This is a genomic window from Streptomyces indicus (genome assembly GCF_900100315.1).
GTDB classification, from domain to species: domain Bacteria; phylum Actinomycetota; class Actinomycetes; order Streptomycetales; family Streptomycetaceae; genus Streptomyces; species Streptomyces indicus.
The window spans coordinates 98,963-119,421 of the sequence record NZ_FNFF01000003.1; the positions used below are offsets into that span (position 1 = coordinate 98,963).

General features: G+C 72.0%; 19 protein-coding genes. 7 read left to right on the forward strand and 12 right to left on the reverse strand.

Features of this window, described 5'->3' with window-relative positions; genetic code table 11:
* Positions 1-59: 59 nt before the first annotated feature.
* Complete coding sequence (locus BLT97_RS09925; protein WP_093608449.1) at positions 60-1,178, reverse strand: glycoside hydrolase family 6 protein; 1,119 nt, start codon at positions 1,176-1,178, stop codon at positions 60-62.
* A 192-nt stretch (positions 1,179-1,370) separates the two neighbouring features.
* On the opposite strand from BLT97_RS09925, the gene BLT97_RS09930 reads away from it, so the two are divergent.
* Both BLT97_RS09930 and BLT97_RS09935 read left to right on the forward strand, forming a co-directional pair.
* Entirely contained in the window at positions 1,371-2,063 is a 693-nt protein-coding gene (locus tag BLT97_RS09930) for a DUF5995 family protein (RefSeq protein ID WP_093608450.1), read from the forward strand.
* A 105-nt stretch (positions 2,064-2,168) separates the two neighbouring features.
* Positions 2,169-3,098 (forward strand): LLM class F420-dependent oxidoreductase, encoded by a 930-nt coding sequence (locus BLT97_RS09935; protein WP_093608451.1) that lies wholly within the window; start codon positions 2,169-2,171, stop codon positions 3,096-3,098.
* Positions 3,099-3,157: 59 nt separating this feature from the next.
* On the opposite strand, the gene BLT97_RS09940 is transcribed toward BLT97_RS09935, so the two are convergent.
* The 4 genes from BLT97_RS09940 to BLT97_RS09955 form a co-directional block, all read right to left on the reverse strand.
* The gene (locus tag BLT97_RS09940; protein ID WP_093608452.1) at positions 3,158-4,870 is read right to left on the reverse strand and encodes a flavin monoamine oxidase family protein; all 1,713 of its coding nucleotides are present in this window, start codon (positions 4,868-4,870) and stop codon (positions 3,158-3,160) included.
* An 85-nt stretch (positions 4,871-4,955) separates the two neighbouring features.
* Complete coding sequence (locus tag BLT97_RS09945) at positions 4,956-5,753, reverse strand: carbon-nitrogen hydrolase family protein (protein ID WP_093608453.1); 798 nt, start codon at positions 5,751-5,753, stop codon at positions 4,956-4,958.
* Positions 5,754-5,919: 166 nt separating this feature from the next.
* The gene (locus BLT97_RS09950) at positions 5,920-6,372 is read right to left on the reverse strand and encodes an Lrp/AsnC family transcriptional regulator (protein ID WP_093608454.1); all 453 of its coding nucleotides are present in this window, start codon (positions 6,370-6,372) and stop codon (positions 5,920-5,922) included.
* Positions 6,373-6,453: 81 nt separating this feature from the next.
* Positions 6,454-7,869 carry an amino acid permease gene (locus BLT97_RS09955; protein ID WP_245769262.1) on the reverse strand — a complete coding sequence of 472 codons (1,416 nt, stop codon included), beginning with the start codon at positions 7,867-7,869 and terminating at the stop codon, positions 6,454-6,456.
* 365 nt (positions 7,870-8,234) lie between these two features.
* Between BLT97_RS09955 and BLT97_RS09960 the strand changes: the two genes are divergently transcribed.
* Genes BLT97_RS09960 through BLT97_RS09970 form a run of 3 tightly spaced genes read left to right on the forward strand, consistent with a single transcriptional unit; the run spans position 8,235 to position 11,358 of the window.
* Positions 8,235-9,347, forward strand: a complete 1,113-nt coding sequence (locus tag BLT97_RS09960) for an LLM class flavin-dependent oxidoreductase (RefSeq protein WP_093608456.1) — start codon at positions 8,235-8,237, stop codon at positions 9,345-9,347.
* Positions 9,344-10,249, forward strand: coding sequence for an SDR family NAD(P)-dependent oxidoreductase (locus tag BLT97_RS09965; protein WP_093608457.1), 906 nt, complete (start codon positions 9,344-9,346; stop codon positions 10,247-10,249). The genes BLT97_RS09960 and BLT97_RS09965 overlap by 4 nt, the downstream gene beginning before the upstream one ends.
* Positions 10,246-11,358, forward strand: a complete 1,113-nt coding sequence (locus BLT97_RS09970) for a GDSL-type esterase/lipase family protein (protein ID WP_093608458.1) — start codon at positions 10,246-10,248, stop codon at positions 11,356-11,358. Before BLT97_RS09965 ends, BLT97_RS09970 begins: the two co-directional genes overlap by 4 nt.
* Here the strand turns inward: BLT97_RS09970 and BLT97_RS09975 are convergent.
* From BLT97_RS09975 to BLT97_RS10005, 7 genes are all read right to left on the reverse strand, one after another.
* Entirely contained in the window at positions 11,345-11,902 is a 558-nt protein-coding gene (locus BLT97_RS09975) for a GNAT family N-acetyltransferase (RefSeq protein WP_093608459.1), read from the reverse strand. The genes BLT97_RS09970 and BLT97_RS09975 overlap by 14 nt on opposite strands.
* The gene (locus BLT97_RS09980) at positions 11,899-12,792 is read right to left on the reverse strand and encodes an IclR family transcriptional regulator (RefSeq protein WP_176953721.1); all 894 of its coding nucleotides are present in this window, start codon (positions 12,790-12,792) and stop codon (positions 11,899-11,901) included. The genes BLT97_RS09975 and BLT97_RS09980 overlap by 4 nt, the downstream gene beginning before the upstream one ends.
* A gap of 55 nt (positions 12,793-12,847) precedes the next feature.
* Entirely contained in the window at positions 12,848-14,290 is a 1,443-nt protein-coding gene (locus BLT97_RS09985; protein ID WP_176953722.1) for a GuaB1 family IMP dehydrogenase-related protein, read from the reverse strand.
* Between the two features lie 218 nt (positions 14,291-14,508).
* On the reverse strand, positions 14,509-15,426 hold the full coding sequence (locus tag BLT97_RS09990; RefSeq protein WP_093608461.1) for an LLM class F420-dependent oxidoreductase: 918 nt from the start codon (positions 15,424-15,426) through the stop codon (positions 14,509-14,511).
* Between the two features lie 99 nt (positions 15,427-15,525).
* The gene (locus BLT97_RS09995) at positions 15,526-16,068 is read right to left on the reverse strand and encodes a heme-binding beta-barrel domain-containing protein (RefSeq protein ID WP_093609016.1); all 543 of its coding nucleotides are present in this window, start codon (positions 16,066-16,068) and stop codon (positions 15,526-15,528) included.
* 110 nt (positions 16,069-16,178) lie between these two features.
* Positions 16,179-16,613 (reverse strand): barstar family protein, encoded by a 435-nt coding sequence (locus BLT97_RS39090; protein ID WP_093608462.1) that lies wholly within the window; start codon positions 16,611-16,613, stop codon positions 16,179-16,181.
* Positions 16,610-17,074, reverse strand: coding sequence for a guanyl-specific ribonuclease (locus tag BLT97_RS10005; RefSeq protein WP_093608463.1), 465 nt, complete (start codon positions 17,072-17,074; stop codon positions 16,610-16,612). The genes BLT97_RS39090 and BLT97_RS10005 overlap by 4 nt, the downstream gene beginning before the upstream one ends.
* Before the next feature lie 409 nt (positions 17,075-17,483).
* On the opposite strand from BLT97_RS10005, the gene BLT97_RS10010 reads away from it, so the two are divergent.
* Entirely contained in the window at positions 17,484-19,019 is a 1,536-nt protein-coding gene (locus BLT97_RS10010; RefSeq protein WP_093608464.1) for an ATP-dependent DNA ligase, read from the forward strand.
* 14 nt (positions 19,020-19,033) lie between these two features.
* The gene (locus BLT97_RS10015) at positions 19,034-20,443 is read left to right on the forward strand and encodes a type I glutamate--ammonia ligase (RefSeq protein ID WP_093608465.1); all 1,410 of its coding nucleotides are present in this window, start codon (positions 19,034-19,036) and stop codon (positions 20,441-20,443) included.
* Positions 20,444-20,459 lie beyond the last annotated feature (16 nt).

A 20,459-nucleotide genomic window follows, 5' to 3' on the forward strand; every position in this document is an offset into this window, starting at 1 on the left:
CGCGCCGGGGCCGGTGACCGGAGGCCGCCCGTCAGCCGCCGGCGACCGGTGACCGCCCGTCAGCCGCCGGTCACCAGGTCGTACGCGTAACTGGGCGTGAACGTCCCGGGCTTGCCCTTGCAGCCGTCCGACTCGCCCGGCAGCTTGATCCACAGGAACGCGTCGATCCGCGACTGTCCGGTGGAGAGCGTGGGCGGCCGGCCGAGCTTGCGGCCCGCCGGGTCGCACCACTCGCCTTCGGCCGGCGGCCCGTTGCCGTTGCGGCTGGTGTCTATCACCGCGCCGAGACCGGTGGGCCCGCCCATCGCGGAGAGCACGGACCGGGCGTACGCCACCTCGTCGTCGGTGCGGTGGAAGTTGGACACGTTCGTGAAGATGCCGTCCGACGAGGCCGGTGAGGCGGCTCCCGCCTGCCGGAGCACGGAGGCCTGCTTGGCCGCCGCGTTCCACCCCGAGTGCCCCGCGTCGTAGTAGACCCGGGCCTTGGGGTTGGCGGCCTTCAGGGTGCGGCCGGCCCGCGCCAGCGAGGCGAAGCGGTCGGCGCGCTGCCCCGCGCTGAGGCATTCGAACTGCGCGAGCGAGTCCGGTTCGAGGATCACGATGACCTCGGAGGAGCCGAGCCCGGCCGCGAACTTCTCGATCCACGCGTCGTACGCGGCGAGGTCGGGCGCACCGCCCTGCGAGTGCCCGCCGCAGTCGCGGTCCGGGATCCCGTACGCCACGACGGTGGGCACCTGGCCGCGCGCGGCACCGCCCGCGGTCACGGCCCGCACGCGCGAGGTGATGGTGTCGGGGCTGTAGTCGGCGAACCAGACGGCGGCCGGCCGGTCGGCTATCTGCGCCTCGATCTGCGGCCTGCGCGGGTCGTCGCGGTTGCTCCGCACCCAGTCGAGCACCTGAGACTCGCCGTGCAGATAGAGCCCGTTGGAGGCGGGGGCGGACTTCTTCTTCGCCGGCGCCTTGGAACTCGGCTTCTTCGAGGGCTTCTTCGACGCCTTCGGCGACTTCGAGGCGCTCGCGGTGGGCGAGGCGGTGGGGACGGCGGGCAGCGGCTCCAGCGTGGGCGCCAACGTCTCCTTGGGCCCGGCCTCGTCGGAGGACCCGCCCCCGCCGTCCGAGGCGGCGAGCACCCCGGCCACCGTGCCGATCACGACCACGGCCGAGGCGCCCGCGGCCATCCACTGCCGCAGTTGTGTCCTTCTGCGCTCGGCGCGTTCGGCCCGTCGCTGCGCGCGTCCGCCCTGCACGTCCTGTCCCCCATACGTTCCTGTGCCGGTCTCCGGCCCGCCCGCGCACCCCCGTTCCCCCGATCCGGCGAAGCTCGCGGCCCGTCGGGCCCTCCCGCAGCCTACGGCTGGGACGCTGCGTGCATGGCGCAGACCGGTCAGTTCGCAGCAGGCACCACCTCCGTCACGGACATCGCGGCGCGGATGCGCGCGTGGGACGAGCGCTGGCCGCGGACGGACGGTGTAGCGGTGTTCAACCGGGTCTATCTGGCCGTGACCGAGGAGATCGACCGCCGGCTCCTGACGGGCGGCTTTCCCGACGTCATCGCGGCGCGGACGCTCGATGTGCGGTTCGCCGCCCGCTACCTGGACGTGGTCGAGCGCGTCGCGGAAGGCGGGCGTCCGCCCGCCTGCTGGCGCCCGCTGTTCCAGCTCCGGGGCCATCGCGACGTACGCCCCTTGCAGTTCGCGCTGTCAGGCATCAACGCGCACATCGGACACGATCTTGCGCTGGCCGTCGTGGACACCTGTCGTAGCCTCGACTGCGAACCGGCGTCTATCGAGGATGAGTTCGACCGGGTCGGGGAGATCCTCGTGACGCTGGAGGAGCGCATCCGCGAAGAGCTGATGCCAGGTCCCGATCTCCTCCAGGTCGCCGATCCGCTCACCCATCTGCTCGGCACCTGGAGCCTGGAGCGGGCCCGGGAGGCCGCGTGGTCCGCGGCGCGGGTGCTGTGGGGGCTGCGGGAACTGCCGGAGCTCGCCGAGGAGTTCACCGAGCGGATGGACGCCGGGGTCGGGCTCGTGGGGCGCTGTCTGTTGACTCCCTGGCGCTGACCTGGCCCGGGAGCGCGCCTGGCGCTGACCTGGCCCGGGAGCGTCCGCGAAATAGGCCGTGCGGCGGCCGTGTTGAGGGCTGCACCAGCTACCAGGAGGTCAGGAATGGCGATCCGGCTCGGACTCTCGCTCCCCCAGATGAAGCAGTTCGACATCGGCCGGGACATCCCGGCGGTGGCGCGGGCCGCCGAGGACATCGGCTACGAGAGCGTGTGGGTCTTCGAGCGGGTCCTGTTCCCCACGCCCATGCGGCAGGGCCTCGCCGGGATCGAGGGGCTCCCCTGGCCCGACGGCTACCGCTCGGTCGCCGAACCTCTGGTCTCCCTCACCCTCGCGGCCGCCGCGACGGAACGGGTGCGGCTCGGCACCAGCGTCCTCGTCGCGCCGCTGCACATCCCGTTCGAACTCGCCCGCGCGCTGGCCACGCTGGACCGCGCGAGCGGCGGCCGGGTGGTGGCGGGCCTCGGCACCGGCTGGGCGCACGACGAGTACGCGGCCCAGGGCGTCGCTCCGTTCGCGCGGCGCGGCAAGGTCCTCGACGAGCTGCTCGACGTGTGCGCCGCGGCCTGGGGCCCCGACCCGGTCGCGTACGAGGGCGAGTTGACGCAGATCGTGCCGTCCGAGGTCGGCCCCAAGCCGGTGCGGCCCATCCCTGTCTTCCTACCGGCGTTCAGCCCACGGGCGATGCGGCGCCTGGTGCAGCGCGCGGACGGCTGGATGCCGATCGCGACGGGCGTGCCCCAATTGACCGCGGCCTGGCGGCAGGTGCAGGACCTGGCCGCCGAGGAAGGACGCGAGCGGCCGCTGGAGGTCACGGTCCGCATCAACGCCCGGCTCCAGGACAAGCCGTACGAGGGAGAGGGCCGCGATCCCTTCCAGGGCAGCGTCGACCAGCTCGTCGAGGACCTGGCCGCCCACGCGCAGGCCGTCCCGGGCACCTACTTCTTCGACTTGCAGAGCAGCGCCCGGGACGGCGAGGAGCTGAAGGACCGGGCGGCCGCGGTGTACGAAGCCGTGGCCGCGTCCGGCATCTGATCCTCGCCCGGACCCGGTCAGTCCTCGGGCGGATCCGGTCAGTCCTCGGGCGGATCCGGTCAGTCCTCGGGCAGCTCCACCGGCGCGATCTCGTCGAAGAGGTCGCCGGGCCCGGGGTTGGCCGGGTCGGTGGCGCCGCCGAACTGGTGCATGACACCCCACACGGCGTTGAGCGCGGTCTGCACGGCGCCCTCGGCCCAGCCCGCCGTCCACGAGATGTCGTCGCCGGCGAGGAAGATGCCGCGCTTGTCGTCGGGCAGCCGGTCCTGCATGAAGTGCGTGAACAGGCGCCGCTGGTAGCGGTAGTGGCCCGGCAGGTTGGCCTTGAACGCGCCCATGAAGTAGGGCTCGTTCTCCCAGGAGACGGTGACCGGGTTGCCGATGATGTGGCTGCGGATGTCGACGTTCGGGTAGATCTCGCCGAGCGACTTCAGCATGACCTCCATCCGCTCGTTCGCGGACAGCGGCAGCCACTTCAGGCTGTCGTCGCACCAGGTGTACGAGAGGCAGATGACGGCGGGCTTGTCGGGCCCGTTGTCGAGCAGGTAAGTACCGCGCGTCATACGGTCGGTGAGGGTCATCGACATCACATCGCGGCCCGTGGCGTTGCCTTGGCCGTCGACGGCCTTGTCCAGCCAGAACGGCCGGTCGACCGGCACGAAGAGCTTGCTCGACTCCATGTAGTGCGTGCGCTCGATCGCCGTCCAGTGGTCGATCGGGAAGAGCGAGTCGTCGCAGGCGATCTTCGACAGCAGCATCCAGGACTGCGCGGTGAAGACAGCCGCCTTGTACGTACGGATGTCGCCGGTGGCGTCCGTCACGGTGATGCGGTTGCCCGCGGTGCGGTGCAGCCGGGTCACGGCGGGGCGGGGTTCGCCGCCCTCGTGCAGGGTGCTCAGCGAGGTCCCGTACGCCCAGTGGACGATCTTCTCCGGGGTGCGCTCCCACAGGCGCAGCGGCAGCTGCTGACTGCCGCCGACGATGCCGCGGTGGTGGTCGTCGGCCTCGGTGTAGACGACACGCAGGATCTCCAGGATGGAGTTGGGGAAGTCGGTGTCCCAGCCACCGGTGCCGAAGCCGACCTGGCCGAAGATCTCGCGGTGCCGGAAGGACTTGAAGGCCTCGGAGTCGCAGAGGAACCCGTAGAAGGTCTGGTTGTCGAGCTTCTCGACCAGCTGCGACCAGATCTTCCGGATCGTCGGGATGTCGCGCTCGCGCAGGGCGCGGTTCATCGCGGAGAAGTCGGCGCCCTCCTCCAGACAGGCGTTCCAGGCGTTCATGACGTCCCGGTAGACCTGCGGCAGGTCGTCCACGGAGGTGGCGTAGTGCGACTCGCCCTTGAGGTCGACCACCGTCGAAGGGGTGGATTCGGCAAGGGGGTTGGGGAACGGCTTGGTCTCCAGGCCCACCAGGTCGATGTAGTGCTGCAGCGCGGTCGAGGAGGGCGGGAAGCGCATCGCGCCCATTTCCGCGGTCAGTTCGGGGTCGCAGCCGTCGAAGCCGACGGTGCGCAGCCGGCCGCCGATCCGGTCCGCCTCGTAGACGACGGGCTTGAGGCCCATCTTCATCAGCTCGTACGCGGCGATGATGCCGGAGAGCCCGCCGCCGATGACGGCGACCTCCTGGCCGTGCTCGGTCGCGGGTATCTGGCCGAGGCCCGCCGGGTGCGCGAGGAAGTCGTCGTACGCGTACGGGAAGTCCGGCCCGAACATCGTGATCGGGGGCTGCGTCGCCGGGGTGTGCTGGACGGCGGTGGGCACCGTGGACGTCATGGGGTACGGACTCCTTGCGGGACAGGGTGAGGGCAGGCGGGGGCGGCTCGGTCGCGCGGGCAGGGCGGGGCGGGTCGGCCGGAGGTCAGATGAGGGAGCCGTAGAGGCCGGGGCGGCGGTCGCGCAGATACGGGTTGCCGGCGCGCGAGGCGGCGAGGAACTCCGGGTCTGCTTCGGCGAAGAGGAGTTCGGATCCGCGGCCGCCGCGGGTGCGGGCGATGCCGTCGGGGCCGGCCAGCGTGGACAGGCCCACGAACTCGAACTCGCCTTCCGCGCCCGCCCGGTTCACGTACGCCACGTACATCTGGTTCTCGAACGCACGGACCGGGACCAGGGATTCGGCCACGAACTGGAAGGGGTGCATCTGCGCGGTGGGCACGAGGAGGAGGTCGGTGCCGGCGAGGGCGTGCGCCCGTACGTTCTCCGGGAACTCCACGTCGTAGCAGATCATCAACCCGAGCCGCAGGCCGCCGAGTTCGGCCTGCACGACCGGCTGGTCGCCCGCGGTGAAGTGCTTCTGCTCGAACTCTCCGAAGAGGTGAGTCTTGCGGTAGTTCGCGAGCGGGGTGCCGTCGGGGCCGATGAGGCGCGCGGAGTTGTAGACCTGCTCGCCGTCGCGCTCGGGGTAGCCGTAGACGACCGCGAGGCCTTGCCGGGCGGCGGTCTGCGCCACGGCCTCGGCGGAGGGGCCGTCGGCGGGCTCGGCGAGGCGGGGCACGTCGTCGCCGATCGCGTACCCGGTCAGGAACATCTCGGGGCAGACGAGCAGACCCGCGCCGAGGGCGGCGGCGCGCTCGGCGGTCTCGTCGAGCAGCGCCAGATTGGCCCGCACATCACCCGGTCGTCCGGAGTTCTGGAGCAGGGCGGTGCGCAGCGGCGGCATGGGCGGACCTCGGGCGGTGCGGAGGGTGGAGGAGGGACGACTTGAAGGTACGTTTCCCGGCCTGACCGCGACAAGACGCGACCATTGCGTCTTGGTGCGCTGTTCGTTGCGTGAAAAGCGGGTGGGGCGGCGATTCGTTGCGTACGCCGCCCCTTACCCGTACGCCTCAGGACGGCGCCCCGGAGGTGTACCGCCGGAGCAGCGGCGACAGCACCAGCACGGACTTCGTGCGCTCCACGAAGGACTCCCCCGCGATCTTCTCCAGGACCTGCTCGAAGTGCCGCATGTCCGCCGCGAAGATCTGCACCAGGGCGTCCGCCTCGCCGGTCACGGTGGAGGCGGAGGCGATCTCCGGATAGCGCTCCAGGCCCTGCCGGATCGCGTCCGGCGAGGTCTGGCTGCGGCAGTAGATCTCGACGAAGCCCTCGGTGCGCCAGCCCAGGGCCGCCGGGTCGACCCGCACCGTGAACCCGGTGATCGCGCCGGTCGCCCGCAGCCGGTCCACGCGCCGCTTCACCGCGGGCGCCGACAGGCCGACCAGCTGGCCGATGTCCGCGAAGGAGCGGCGGGCATCCTCGGCGAGGGCGTGGACGATGCGTTCATCGAGCTCGTTCAGCACGGCGGGCGACTCACTTCTCCTCGGTTCACTTCGCCTCGGGGCGACGCTTTCGGCTCCCGTCGCCCCGGAGTGGGCGTCGGCTTACTTCGCCTCTGCGGCGGGTGCCTCGGCCTCTTCCACGGCCAGGCGCGAGCGGCGCCGGCCGTACGCGAAGTAGATCGCGAGGCCGACCGCCATCCACAGACCGAACACCGTCCAGGTGACGGCCCGCAGCGAGACCATCATCCATGCGCACAGCAGGAAGCCGATGACCGGGAACAGCGGAGCGAACGGGACCCGGAAGGAGCGGTGCAGGTTCGGGCGGGTGTAGCGCAGCACGATCACCGAGATGTTGACCAGGGCGAAGGCGAAGAGCGTGCCGATGCTGGTGGCGTCGGCGAGCTCGCCGAGCGGGATGGCCGCGGCGAGCACACCGCAGAACAGCGAGACCCAGACGGTGTTGATCCGCGGCACCCCGCTGCGGGCGTGGACCTTGGCGAAGGACTTCGGGATCAGGCCGTCGCGGGACATCGCGAAGAGGATGCGGGTCTGGCCGTAGAGGACGGCGAGCACGACGGAGGCGATGGAGATGACCGCGCCGGCGGCGAGCACCGTGCCCCAGAAGGTCTGGCCGGTCACCTCGTTCATGATCGCGGCGAGGGTGGCCTCGGTGTCGGTGAAGTTCTCCCAGGGGCGCGCTCCGACGGCCACGAAGGCGACGAGCACGTACAGGGCGGTGACGATGCCGAGCGAGAGCAGGATGGCGCGGGGCAGGTCGCGCTGCGGGTTCTTGGCCTCTTCACCGGCGGTGGAGGCGGCGTCGAAGCCGATGTACGAGAAGAACAGGGTGGCGGCCGCGCCACTGACGCCGGCCATGCCCAGCGGCATGAAGTCCTCGTAGTTGCCGGACTGGAAGCCGGTGATGCCGACGGCGCAGAAGAGGACCAGCGCGGCGATCTTCACCATGACCATGACCGAGTTGACCCGCGCGGACTCCTTGGAGCCGCCGAGCAGCACCACACCGGCGAGCAGCACGAGGATCAGCGAGGGCAGGTTGATGATGCCGCCGTCGCCGGGCGGCGCGGCCAGCGCGTCCGGGATCGTGAAGCCGAAGGTGCCGTCGAGGAACTCGTTGAGGTACTCGCCCCAGCCCACGGCCACCGCCGCGATCGAGACGCCGTACTCGAGGATCAGGCACCAGCCGCAGACCCAGGCGATGACCTCGCCGAGGGTTGCGTATGCATACGAGTAGGAAGAGCCTGCGACCGGGATCGTGCCGGCCAGCTCCGCGTACGACAGCGCGGAGAAGAGAGCCGTCAGACCGGCGATCACGAAGGAGAGCGTGACGGCGGGACCGGCCTTGGGCACCGCCTCGCCGAGCACGACGAAGATGCCGGTGCCGAGCGTGGCGCCGACGCTGATCATCGTGAGCTGCCACATCGACATGGTGCGACGCAGTCCGCCGCCCTCGCCCTGACCGCCTTCGGCGACGAGACGCTCGACGGGCTTGCGGCGCATGAGGCTGCTCACCAGGGACTGGCCGGTGGCAGGGGGCGGTGGTGCGACGGACACCTTGGTACTCCTCGACGGCAGGCGGAAACCACAGAGGTCTGCGGGGGACCGCAAAACCATACGGCTTGATCATTCACTTACGTAACGCGTGAATCTTCACTCCGGCGGCAAGATTCCTGCGTTTCCGTCCGGAATACGGCAGTTCGTTGCGCGCCGCCACTTGAGCGCTCGTGCCGCTGTGAGCATTGACACAGCCGCAGGTCTGGCTCATCCTCCTCGCCGCCTGAGCGAAACATCTTTCGACATGTCGAAAACGGTGCTCGTGCACGCGGCGGAGACGGCTGCGGTGCGCGCCTGATGCGGAGGCCCGGATGGACCTGGACGTCCTGTACGAAATCGATGTGCCCAAGCCCTGGAACAAGCCGCACCCTTACGGCCAGCGGGAGGCCGAGCAGCGCGCCTACCGCGAGGCCGTGGAGCAGATCAGGCTCGCGGACCGGGTCGGTTTCCGCACCGTCTGGGCGGTCGAGCACCACTTCCGCGAGGGCCGTTCGCACTGTCCTGCGCCGGAGGTGCTGCTGGGCCACCTGGCGGCACTGACCGAGCGGATCCGCCTCGGTTTCGGCGTGACGCTGACGCCCTTCGGCTTCACGCCGCCGCAGCGCATCGCCGAGAAGGTCGCGGCCGTGGACATCCTCTCCGGCGGCCGGGTCGAGTGGGGCACGGGACGCTCGACGCCCATGGAGCAGACCGCGTTCGGCGTGGACCGCGAGCTGTCCCGGGCGGACTGGCGCGAGGCCATCGAGATCGTGACGGGCATGTGGCGCGAGGAGTACTTCTCCTACGAGTCGCCGCGCTTCTCCTTCCCGCGCCGCATGGTGACCCCGAAGCCCGTACAGGATCCGCATCCGCCGGCGTGGATGGCCGCGACCTCGGCGGGCTCGGCGGAGGTGGCCGGGGCCGCGGGGATGGGGCTGCTGTCCTTCTCGATCATGCAGCCGCTGGAGAAGATGGCGGAGCAGGTCGCGGCGTACCGGCAGGCCGCGCTGGACCCGTCGCCCCTCACCGACGTCACGACGAACCGCGTCAGCGCGTACACGCTGGTGCACGTGGCGGACAAGCCCTCCCAGCGGGTCTGGGACTCGGTGGCCTGGTGGTACAGCAACCTGGCCCAGTTCACGCTCGACTGGGAGCTCCCCCACCTCTCCCCCGAGGAGCGCGACCGCACCTTCCCCTTCCTGAAGCCGATCCTCGAAGGGCACGTTCCGGTACGGGAGTTCAACGACGGGGACATGATCCTGATCGGCGACGCGGAGACGGTGATCCGCAAGGCCAAGCACTACGCCGACCTCGGCATCGACCAGCTGATCTGCTACGTGCAGTGGGGCTATCTGGAGCACCAGGAGATCCTTCGGACCATCGAGATCCTGGGCAAGGAAGTCATCCCGGAGCTGGCGGCGTACCAGCCGCGGAGGCCCGCATGAGCGCGGATCCCGGCGCGGCTGGGGCGGCTGGGGCGGCCACGGAGCCCGGCAGGACCGCGGAGCCAGGCGCGACCCCGGAGGCCGGGACGGCCGGGCAGCCGCCCCTGGACGACTCCCCCGTCCCCGACTACCCCGGCCTGGCCCGCCTGGACGGCCGCGGCTTCGTGGTCCTCGGCGCGGGCAACGGCATCGGACGGCAGACCGCGCACGCGCTCACCGCATCGGGCGCGCGCGTGGTCTGCGTGGACCTGGACAAGGAGCGGGCGGAGGCGGTCGCCGCCGAGACGGGCTCGCTCGCGTACGTGGCGGACGTGACGCGACGGGCGGCAGTGCGTGACCTCTTCGCCGACTCCGTACGGGAGTTGGGGGCCGTGCACGGGGTCGTGGACATCGTGGGCATGGCCCGCTACAAAGCGCTGGCCGACCTGGACGACGAGGAGTGGGACTGGCACTTCGACCTCGTCCTGCGCCACGCGCGGCTCGCGATCGAGTACGGGGGCGAGGCGGTGGCGGCCTCGGGCGGCGGCCCGCTGGTCTTCGTCGCCTCCGTATCGGGCCTGACGGCGGCGCCGCTGCACGCCGCGTACGGCGCGGCGAAGGCGGGCCTGATCTCGCTGGTCCGCTCGGCGGCGGTCGAGTACGGGCCGCGGGGCGTACGGGTCAACGCGGTCGCCCCCGGGGTCGTCTGGACGCCCCGGGTCGCCGCGCTCCTCGGCGAGGAGGGCCGGGCCCGCAATGCCGGGAACGCTCCGCTCGGCCGGGTCGCCGAGACCTCGGACATCGCCGCCGCCCTGCTGTTCCTGGCCTCGCCCCTCGCCTCGTACGTGACCGGTCAGACCCTCGTCGTGGACGGCGGGGTGGGCGTGAAGTTCCCCTATCCGACGATCGGCGGTGCGAAGTGAACGCTCGGCAGGGCACGGTGAACGGGCTGCTGCGCGGGGTGAGTTGGCTGGACGCGGACGGCGTCCCGGTGCGCGCCGACCCCGCCGACCGCGACCGGCTCCCGGGCGACACGTGGGAGCGCGCGACGGTGCCGGCAGGCGTGCGGCTCGAGTGCACGGCGGAGGCCGCCACGGGCGTCGAGGTCCGCTTCTCCTGCCGGGACCCGCTGCCGGCGGACGCGTACCGCCACGTCGAGCCGGTGTTCACGCTGCTCCGGGGCGAGGAGACGGTGGCGGAGGCGGCCGTCGTCCCGGGCCCGGATCAGGTCATACGTCTGGAAGCGGCTCTGGACGGTGTGTTCACGCTGCACCTGCCGGAGGTGCTGCGCCCGGTGGTGCACGAGGTGCGGGCGGTCGGCGGCACGCTGCGCCCCGCACCGGCACGCCCCCGCTGGCTGGTGTACGGCGACTCCATCAGCGAGGGCTGGACCTCGTCACGTCCGCATCTCGCCTGGCCCGCACGGGCCGGTCGCGCGCTCGGCCTGGACGCCGTGAACCTCGGCTACGCGGGCGCCGCCCGGGGCGAGCTCGCCTCGGCACAGCAGCTCGGCTCGCTCCCCGCGGACCTGATCACGCTGGCGTTCGGCACCAACTGCTGGAGCCGTACGCCGAGTTCGTCCGCGCTCCTGTACGAGACGACGCGGGCGTTCCTCGCCCTGGTGCGCGCGGCCCACCCGGAGGTTCCGGTCCTCGTCGTCTCCCCGGTCGTACGCCCCGACGCCGAGAACACCCCCAACGCACTCGGCGCCACCCTCGCCGAGCTGCGGGTGGCCCAGGAGCGCGCGGTCACGGACCTGGTCGACAAGCAGGTGCACCTGCTCTCCGGCGCGCGCCTGATCGCCGCCGAGCACATGGTGGACGGGGTGCATCCCGGGGACGAGGGGCACGGGCTGATCGCGCAGGGGGTGGTGGAGGCGCTACGGGCGGCGGGCGCCGCGGATCCGGCGCGCGCCACAGCCACTGACCAGAGCTCCACAGCCACTGCCCAGAGTTCTACAGCCACCGGCCAGGGCTCCATAGCCTCTGACCACAGCTCTACAGCCACCGGCCAGAGCTCTACAGCCTCTTGACCAGGAACGTGCACGCGTCCGCGCACTCCACCCGCAGCCCGCCCCGGTCCACGTACGACCAGCGGTCCACGTAGGGCACCAACGCCTCGTATCCCAGGCGCGCGTACAGCGCCGCCGCCCGCGGATTGGTCTCGTCGACACCGAGGCCGATCGCGGGCAGGCGGCGGGCGCGCGCCAGGTCCTCGGCGGCGTGGATGAGCGCGGTCCCGATGCCCTGGGACCGCAGGTGCTCGGCCACCGCGAGCCCGTTGATCTCGGGGCAGCCGGACGCCGGGGTCGGGCCGGAAACGGAGGGCCCGCCGGAGGTCACGGCCTCGGGGGCGATACGCCGCGCCACCGCCGCCCGCACCTCGGGCGCCGCGCACCCATGCCACCGCACCTCGCCGTGCCCCACGGGCAGACCGTCGCGCCAGGCGAGCAGATACGTGGACTCCCCCGCCTCCTGCCGCGCGAACCGGGCGGCGTGATGGGACTCGGCACTGGCGGAGGGCAGATGCGCGTCGAGCAGACCGAGGTCCTCGGCACGGCAGGCGATGATCTTCACCCGGCCGACAGTACCGGGGGCCTGCCGCCGATCTCCTTCCCCAACACGCCCGCCACATCCGTGAGTTGCGAGGCCAGGGCGGTGAGCCGGGCCCCGTCGAGCTCGGGCAGGCCGGTGGCAGTGAGCGCCAGGGCCACCGTGCCGTGCTGGTCGAACACCGGCGCGGACAGCGTGGCGAGGCGGTAGCGCTCCTGGTCCGCCACCGAGAGGACCTCGTAGTCCTCGCCGAGCGAGACCACCAACTCGGCCACGCGCGCCCGCAGTCCGGCGTCCCGCGGCGCGTCCGCGAGGCGGGCGAGCGCCTCGCCCAGCGCACGCCTGGCCGGCGTGTCCCGGTTCGCGGACCAGCCCCGTTCCCGTACGACGGCCATGGCCGCGTCCAGATGGCGCGGCAGCGGCGCACCGACCGCCGTCCGGTCGAGCCAGCGTCTGATCTCCCCGGAGGCCGTGCCCGCCCAGGCGAGGAACACCTGCCCGAGCGGCGGAAGCAGCGGCAGCCGCTGCCCGGCCCACACCTCCGGCAGCCGGCCGCGGCCCTCGACGGCGAGGATGACGATGCTGTCCCCCGCGACGGCGCTGACCACGAACTCGGCCTCCGACTCGGCGGCCAGCGCCCGCAGTTCACTGCGCGCCCGGTCGACGACACGGTGCCGCGTGAGCGCCGCGTGTCCCGCCGCGACCAGGGACATCCCGAGCCCGTACGTCTTGCGCTGCGGATGGCGGGCGAGGTACCCGGCGTCGGTGAGGGCCTGGAGCACGGAGAGCAGCGAGGCCAGGTTGATGTCGAGCGCTTCGCTCAACTCGCTGAGCGAGTACGACTGTTCGGGATGCGCCGCGAAGTAGTCGAGCACGGCGAGCGCGCGGCCTGCGGCGAGGGCTGGACGTACCACGGCCCTGATCGTACGGAGACGATCAGGGCCGTGAACAGAGGTGTTGCCCCGCCGATCAGCTCCAGCTGGCGTGCAGCGGCTTGCCCTCGGCGTAACCGGCGGCGGACTGGATGCCGACCACGGCCTTCTCCTCGAACTCCGCGAGGGAGCCCGCACCGGCGTAGGTGCAGGAGGAGCGGACACCGGCGATGATCGAGTCGATCAGGTCCTCGACGCCCGGACGCTGCGGGTCGAGGTACATGCGCGAGGTGGAGATGCCCTCCTCGAACAGCGCCTTGCGGGCGCGGTCGTAGGCGGACTCCTCGGAGGTGCGGTTCTTGACGGCACGCGCGGAGGCCATGCCGAAGGACTCCTTGTAGAGCTTGCCCGCGGCGTCCTCGTGCAGGTCGCCCGGCGACTCGTACGTCCCGGCGAACCAGGAGCCGATCATGACGTTGGACGCACCGGCGGCGAGCGCCATGGCGACGTCACGCGGGTGACGGACACCGCCGTCGGCCCACACGTGCTTGCCGTACTTCTTCGCCTCGGCCGCGCACTCCAGAACCGCGGAGAACTGCGGGCGGCCCACACCGGTCATCATGCGGGTGGTGCACATCGCACCCGGACCGACACCGACCTTGATGATGTCCGCGCCGGCCTCGATGAGGTCCTTGACGCCCTCGGCGGCGACGATGTTGCCCGCGACGATCGGGACCTGCGGGTCCAGCGCGCGGACCTTCTTGATCGCCTCGATCATCGACTCCTGGTGGCCGTGGGCCGTGTCGATGACCAGGGTGTCCGCACCGGCGTCGAGGAGCTGCTTCGCCTTGCCCGCCACGTCGCCGTTGATGCCGACGGCGGCGGCGATGCGCAGGCCGCCCTTGGCGTCCACGGCCGGGGTGTAGAGGGTCGCGCGCAGCGCGCCCTTGCGCGTGAGGATGCCGGCGAGCTTGCCGTCCCGGTCCACGGCCGGGGCGTAGCGGCGGTTGGCGTTGTCCAGCTTGTTGAAGGCCTCGCGCGGGTCGATGTCCGCGTCGAGCAGCAGCAGGTCCTTGGACATGACCTCGGACAGCTGCGTGAAGCGGTCCACGCCGTTCAGGTCCTGGTCGGTGACGACACCGATCGGCCGGTTGTCCCCGTCGACCACCACGCCGGCGTTGTGCGCACGCTTGGTGAGGAGGGACAGCGCGTCGGCCACGGTCTGCGTCGGGGCGAGCACGATCGGGGTGTCGAGCACGTGGTGGCGCGTCTTGACCCAGGAGATGACGTCGGTGACGACCTCGATCGGGATGTCCTGCGGAATGACCACGAGGCCGCCGCGGCGGGCCACGGTCTCGGCCATACGCCGTCCGGCGATCGCGGTCATGTTGGCGACGACCAGCGGAATGGTGGTGCCCGTGCCGTCCGGGGACGCGAGGTCCACACCCTGGCGGGAGCCCACGGCGGAGCGGCTCGGCACCATGAACACATCGTCGTACGTCAGGTCGTACGGCGGCTTGATGTCATTGAGGAAACGCACGTGCAGTACATCCCAGTCGATCGGAGGGGACCTCGAGCAGGTGTGCCGAGGCAAAACGCACGTACTTCATTCTCCCATGACCTCGGCGATGCGCCGCCCGGGCGGATCGTCCAGGGGTTCCGGGTGATCTTCGTGCGATCAGCCAGTAGGCCTCGTCGGGTGTGAGACCTCGTCGGGTGCGCGGTTGTTTCACGTGCGAGGTCGCCTCCCTCGCGGAGTCATTTCACGTGCGGGATCACGTCCTCGCCGAAGGCCGCCACCTGGTCGAGCCACTCGGCGCGCGTCCGGGCGGGCAGCGCGATCGTCACCCCGGTGACGCCCACGGCGGCCTGCTCGGACAGATCGTCGACCACGGCCCCGGCGTCGAGGCCTGCCCCCGCGAACATGCTGAGGCCCCGCGGCATGAACGTGACGTCCACCGGATCGGTGCGCCCCACCGAGGCCGCGTACTCCTCCAGGTAGTCGAGCCGGGCCCGCAGGTCGGCGAGCGACTCGATGCCGGGGGTGCGCAGGGCCTTGGAGGCCTTCGCCGGAGCCGGCATCGGGAGCCAGCCGTCTCCGAGGTCGACGACGCGGCGGATCGCGCGCTTGCTGTTGCCGCCGATCCACACGGGGATCCGCTCCTGCACGGGCCGGGGCAGCATGGTGTTGCCGGCTGCCGTGTAGCCGGAGCCTTCGAACGTCACGGACTCGCCGGTCCACGCCGCCCTCATGGCACGCAGCGCCTCGTCGAGCCGGTCGTTGCGGCCCTCGAAGTCGGCGCCCAGGGCGGCAAATTCGGGCTCCAGGTAGCCCGCGCCCACCCCCAGGACCACCCGCCCCCCGGACAGCGCATCGAGGGTGGAGATCGTCTTAGCCGCGACGAAGGGGTTGCGGTACGCGGGCACGAACAGGTTGGTGTGCAGCCGCAGCATGCTGGTCGCGGCGGCGGCGAAGGACAGGGCGACCAGCGGGTCGAGGGTGTGGTGGCCGCCGTGCGCCAGCCACGCGTCGCCGGGGAAGGGGTGGTCGGTCACGAAGGCCGCGTCGAACCCGGCGGCCTCGGCCGCACACGCCATCTCCATGATCGCGTCGGCGCCGATCAGATCGGCGCCCGCGTCCACCCTGTGCGTCGGGAACCCCACCGAGAAGAACATGCGGCAGACCGTAACTGACGGGTCGTCAGTTGTCAGTACGGTGCGCAGCGTTGCCTCGCTCACGCGGTACTGCGTACGGTCCCCGCGCTCGGTGTGCGCTCAGCCCTCGAGTCGCAGCCTGGCCCCGAGGTGGTGCTGCAGCGAGTGACCCACTGCCGCCAGATCGTGCACGAAGTCGAGCACGGAGTCCTCGGTGAGGGTGTAGCGGCGGCGGGTGGCGGTGACGTCCTTGGCGGTGGGGGTGAGCGCCACGCCGTGCGAGGACAGGTCGGTCAGCCCTTCGCCGAGGGTGCCGACCATGATCTCGGCGATGCCGGTGGGCTGGGTGATCAGCGCCTCGACGCGCCCCTCGGGCTGCACCCGCCACCAGCCGCTCTCGCGTGCGGCGGGCCGCAGCGGTCCGTCCTCGTCGTCGATGAGCCAGGCCCGGGCCTCGTACCGCAGGAAGGGGCGCCCGTCGTGCGAGAAGGTGACCTCCTGCGCGTACGTGAACTCGCCGTCGAGCGTGGGATAGCCGCCGCGTCCCCGCCCGCGCCAGGTGCCCAGCAGCCACAGCGCGGGCTTCAGCTGCTCGTGCGGCTGCGGTGCGGCCTCGGGGCTCAGGGCCTCGGAGTAGGGGTACGCGGGGGCGCGGTCGGGCAGGTTGGGCAGGTCGGACACGGTGTCGCTCCTCGGGAGGGGAATCGTCGCGGGAAGCGTAGAGCTTCGGGCCTCGTGCCCTTGGCTTCGGGCCTCGCGCCCTCGGCTACGGGCTACGGCTCCAGCGCGAGGAGTGCCGTAACCGGTCCCGCCTCGGTGAGGATCTCCTGCGCCGTCTCCCACTCCTCGGGCCGCGCGTCGGCGTAGGCGCGCCAGCCGGAGACCACCACGACCGTGCCGGGGGCCAGATCGCTCAGACAGTCGGCCAGGGCGTCCCAGTTGCGGCCGAACCACGACGGGAAGGCGAGGGTCGTGGCGCACGCGGTCAGGAATGCGGCCTTGTCCGTCACGCCGGACAGGTCGAGCACGTGGAAGGGCAGCTCGGTGCCGCGGGCGGCCTCGGTGAGCGCCGCGAGCGGCTGGGGTGCGCCGGCCCACTGTCCGGGCGGGCACCCGGCGGGGCCGGTGTCGCGCGGGCTCGGCGAGTCGCCGAACTCCTCGGACTCGCCCGGTGCGCCTTCCGCCGATGCGCTGGAGCCGCGTGTCATCGCAGGACCGCCTTGAACGTCTCGTAGTGGTCGTCCGTGTAGAAGAACTCTCCGCCTCGGCCGGCCACGATACGGCGCGCGCCGCGGTCGCGTTCGCGCGGTGTGCGCACCGTGTACTCGCGGTAGTAGCCGCGCTTCTGGCGCGGCAGAATCCGCTCGTAGTTGCCGAAGTACGCGCCGTCCTTCTCGTACGGGAAGGGGCCGCCCGCGTCGATCAGGCGCAGCGTCTGCCGGGCCTCGGCGGGCAGTGCGGCTTCGGGAACGGTGGCGAAGCCCTTGGCCCAGGCAGGGGTGGGCTGCCCGGCCGAACGCGAGGGCGGCGCCGCCTCCTGCGAGGCCGTGGCTTCGGGCGCCGGAGCATCCTTGCCGGACCCGCACCCCACGAGCAGCAGCGCACACAGCACGCCGACGAGCAGAGCGAGGGCCGGGGCGCGGCGGTGGCGGGGGTGCCGGGGGTACATGCGGCCGATGCTGCCACGGGCGACGCCGTCCCGCCGGTCGGCGATGGCCGCGGTGCACGGGGCATCACCGGTGCGGCGCCGGACCGCTCGCGTCGAGGAGGCGACGGCACCGTACCGACGGCGCTACGGCTCCGTACCGACGACGAGACGCCACCGTCTCGACGGCGAAACGGCCCCGTACCGACCGTGAGACGCTTCAGCCTCGACGGCGAAACGACGCCGTACCGACCGCGAGACGCCTCCGTACCGACGAGAAGCGGCACGACGCGACATCCCCGTCCCGACGGCGAAACGCCCTCGTCCCGACCACGCGACGCTCCCACCGAGCGCCGCTCCAACCCGCCCCCACTCCCCACACCACGCCACCCCGCCCCCTGCGCCCGCCGCCCCCGTGGTCCACGATGAAGGCATGCTGTTCGCCGACGTGGCACGGACATCGCGGGAGATCGCCGACACCTCCGCGCGCAACAAGAAGACCGAGCTGCTCGCCGGGCTCTTCGCGCGGATGGCGCCCGAGGAGGCGCCGCTCGTGGTCTCGTATCTCGCCGGACGCCTGCCGCAGCGCAAGCTCAATGTGGGCTGGACGGCGTTCCGCGAGAAGCAGGCGCCGGCCGAGACGGCGACGCTGACCGTCCAGGGCGTGCACGCGACCTTCGACCGCATCGCGGCCGTCGCCGGCAAGGGGGCGCAGACCGAGCGCAAACGGCTGCTGCACGAGCTTCTCGCCGCCGCCACCGAGGAGGAGCAGCGCTTCCTTGCCGGTCTGATCGGCGGCGAACTGCGCCAGGGAGCCCTCGACGCCCTGGCCGTGGACGGTCTCGCCGCGGCGCACGGGGTGCCGCCGGCCGCCGTACGCCGCGCGGTGATGCTCGCGGGCCGCCTCGACACCGTCGCCCAGGCCCTGATCGCCGACGGACCCGCCGCCCTCGACGCCTTCCGGCTCGATGTCGGACGCCCGGTGCTGCCGATGCTGGCCAAGACCGCCAAGGACGTGGACGAGGCGATCGACCTGGTGGGGCCCTGTGCGGTCGAGGAGAAGCTGGACGGCATCCGGGTGCAGGTCCACCGCGACGGCGACAGCGTACGGATCTTCACCCGCACCCTCGACGAGATCACCGAACGGCTCCCCGAAGTCGTCGCGGCCGCACAGGAGTTGACCGCGACCAGGGCCGTGCTCGACGGCGAGGTGATCGCGCTCGGCCCCGAGGGGCGCCCGCTGCCCTTCCAGGACATCGCGGGCCGCGTGGGCTCCTCGCTCGACATCCCGGGCGCGCAGGCCGAGCTGCCGCTGTTCCCCGTCTTCTTCGACCTCCTGAGCATCGACGGCCGCGATCTGCTCGATCTGCCGTTGCGCGACCGGCACGCCGAGCTCGCCCGCATCGCGCCCGAGCCGCGCCGGGTACGGCGTTACGAGGTGGCGGACCCCGCCGACGGACAACAGCGGGAAGGTGCAAGGGCGTTCGCGGAGGAGACCCTGGCGCGCGGCCACGAGGGCGTGGTGGTCAAGGGCCTGGACGCGGCGTACAGCGCGGGCCGGCGCGGGGCCTCGTGGGTGAAGGTCAAGCCGGTGCACACACTGGACCTGGTGGTGCTCGCGGCGGAATGGGGACATGGACGGCGGACCGGAAAGCTGTCGAATCTGCATCTGGGGGCTCGGCGGCAGGACGGTTCGTTCGCGATGCTGGGCAAGACGTTCAAGGGCCTCACCGACGCGGTGCTCGCCTGGCAGACCGAGCGGCTCCAGGAGCTCGCGGTCGAGGACGACGGCTGGGTGGTGAAGGTGCGGCCCGAGCTGGTGGTCGAGGTGGCCTTCGACGGCGTACAGCGTTCGACCCGCTATCCGGAGGGCGTGACCCTGCGCTTCGCCCGGGTGGTGCGGTACCGGGAGGACAAGACGGCCGCCGAGGCGGACACCGTGGACGCGGTGCTGGCCCTGCGGCGCTGAAGGGGGAGACGGCGATGGGCGGGCCTTGGCCGGGCAGGTGGATCGCGGACGCGCTGAACGGCGGTTCCGGTGAGCCGGAGGACTACGGCGGGGAGAGCGGGTACGGCGCGTTCTCCGAGCCGTTGGACGAAGACGCCTCGGTCCCTCGCGGCTGGGACCTCGAAGCGGCAGGTGTGCACGCCATCGCCCTGACCTGGGTGGACGTGGCGGGACACACCCGCGTCAAGACGGTTCCGCTCGCGCGGCTGCGCGAGGCCGCCGAGCAGGGCGTCGGCATGTCCCCCGTTTTCGACGTCTACCTGGTCGACGACTCGATCACCACCAGCGCCCACATCGGCGGCCCCGACGGCGACCTGCGGCTGCGCCCGGACCTCACCCGGCTCACGCCCCTTGCCGCACAGCCCGGTTGGGCCTGGGCGCCGGTCGACCGCTTCCATCAGGACGGCCGTCCGTACGAGGCCTGCCAGCGGCAGTTCGCCCGTGCGATGGTGCGGCGGGCCGCCGAGCAGGGCATCGAGCTGCGGATGGGGTTCGAGACGGAGTGGGTCGTACGGCGCGGCGATGCGTACGCCTGCACCGGCGCCGCGTACGGCATGGCCCGCGTCGTGGAGCTGTCCGCGTATCTGGACGCGCTCCTGACCGCCTTGCGGGACCAGGGAGTCGAGGTGCTTCAGCTCCATCCCGAGTACGGGGACGGCCAGTTCGAGCTCTCGTGCGGGCCGACGGATCCGGTGGGCGCAGCGGACCAGGCGGTCCTGGTGCGCGAGACGGTCCGCGCAGTCTCCCTTGCGCACGGGCTCACCGCGTGGTTCGGCCCGGCCGTCGAGGCGGGGCGCACCGGCAACGGCCGCCATCTGCACCTGAGTCTGTGGAGCGGCGGCCGCAATCTGTGCGGGGGCGGCGACGGCCCGTTCGGTATGACGGACGCCTGCGAGCCGTTCCTCACCGGCATCCTGGCCGAACTCCCCGCCCTGCTCGCGCTCGGCGCCCCCTCCCCCGCGAGCTATCTGCGTCTGGAGCCGTCCCGTTGGGCGGGCGCCTTCCAGTGCTGGGGCCTGGAGAACCGGGAGGCCGCGCTTCGATTCATCGCGGGCACGAATCCCAATGCCGAGATCAAGTGCTTCGATCCGGCCGCCAATCCGTATCTCGTCGTGGGCGCGGTGATCGCCGCCGGGCTCGCGGGCCTGGAGTCCCGGCTCGCGCTGCCCACGCCGGTCGTGGGCGACCCCGTGCGGCGCGGCGAGCGGCGGCTGCCCACCTCGCTGACGGCCGCGGTGGCGCGTTTCGCGGAGTCGCGCGTGCTGCGGGAGGCGCTCGGCGAGGCACTGGCCGAGGCGGTGATCGCGGTACGCACCGCGGAGGAGAAGCTCTTCGAGGGCGCGAGGCCGCAGGAGATCGCCGAGGCGACGCGGGACCGGTACTGATGCCTCAGGACGACCT

Coding starts and splice junctions, on each gene's coding strand:
- BLT97_RS09940 (WP_093608452.1), bottom strand. CDS start 4,870: ATGACGTCCACGGTGCCCACCGCCGTCCAGCACACCCCGGCGACGCAG.
- BLT97_RS09930 (WP_093608450.1), top strand. CDS start 1,371: ATGGCGCAGACCGGTCAGTTCGCAGCAGGCACCACCTCCGTCACGGAC.
- BLT97_RS09955 (WP_245769262.1), bottom strand. CDS start 7,869: ATGCGCCGCAAGCCCGTCGAGCGTCTCGTCGCCGAAGGCGGTCAGGGC.
- BLT97_RS39090 (WP_093608462.1), bottom strand. CDS start 16,613: ATGACACGCGGCTCCAGCGCATCGGCGGAAGGCGCACCGGGCGAGTCC.
- BLT97_RS10005 (WP_093608463.1), bottom strand. CDS start 17,074: ATGTACCCCCGGCACCCCCGCCACCGCCGCGCCCCGGCCCTCGCTCTG.
- BLT97_RS09960 (WP_093608456.1), top strand. CDS start 8,235: ATGGACCTGGACGTCCTGTACGAAATCGATGTGCCCAAGCCCTGGAAC.
- BLT97_RS09935 (WP_093608451.1), top strand. CDS start 2,169: ATGGCGATCCGGCTCGGACTCTCGCTCCCCCAGATGAAGCAGTTCGAC.
- BLT97_RS09925 (WP_093608449.1), bottom strand. CDS start 1,178: ATGGCCGCGGGCGCCTCGGCCGTGGTCGTGATCGGCACGGTGGCCGGG.
- BLT97_RS10010 (WP_093608464.1), top strand. CDS start 17,484: ATGCTGTTCGCCGACGTGGCACGGACATCGCGGGAGATCGCCGACACC.
- BLT97_RS09990 (WP_093608461.1), bottom strand. CDS start 15,426: ATGTTCTTCTCGGTGGGGTTCCCGACGCACAGGGTGGACGCGGGCGCC.
- BLT97_RS10015 (WP_093608465.1), top strand. CDS start 19,034: ATGGGCGGGCCTTGGCCGGGCAGGTGGATCGCGGACGCGCTGAACGGC.
- BLT97_RS09965 (WP_093608457.1), top strand. CDS start 9,344: ATGAGCGCGGATCCCGGCGCGGCTGGGGCGGCTGGGGCGGCCACGGAG.
- BLT97_RS09945 (WP_093608453.1), bottom strand. CDS start 5,753: ATGCCGCCGCTGCGCACCGCCCTGCTCCAGAACTCCGGACGACCGGGT.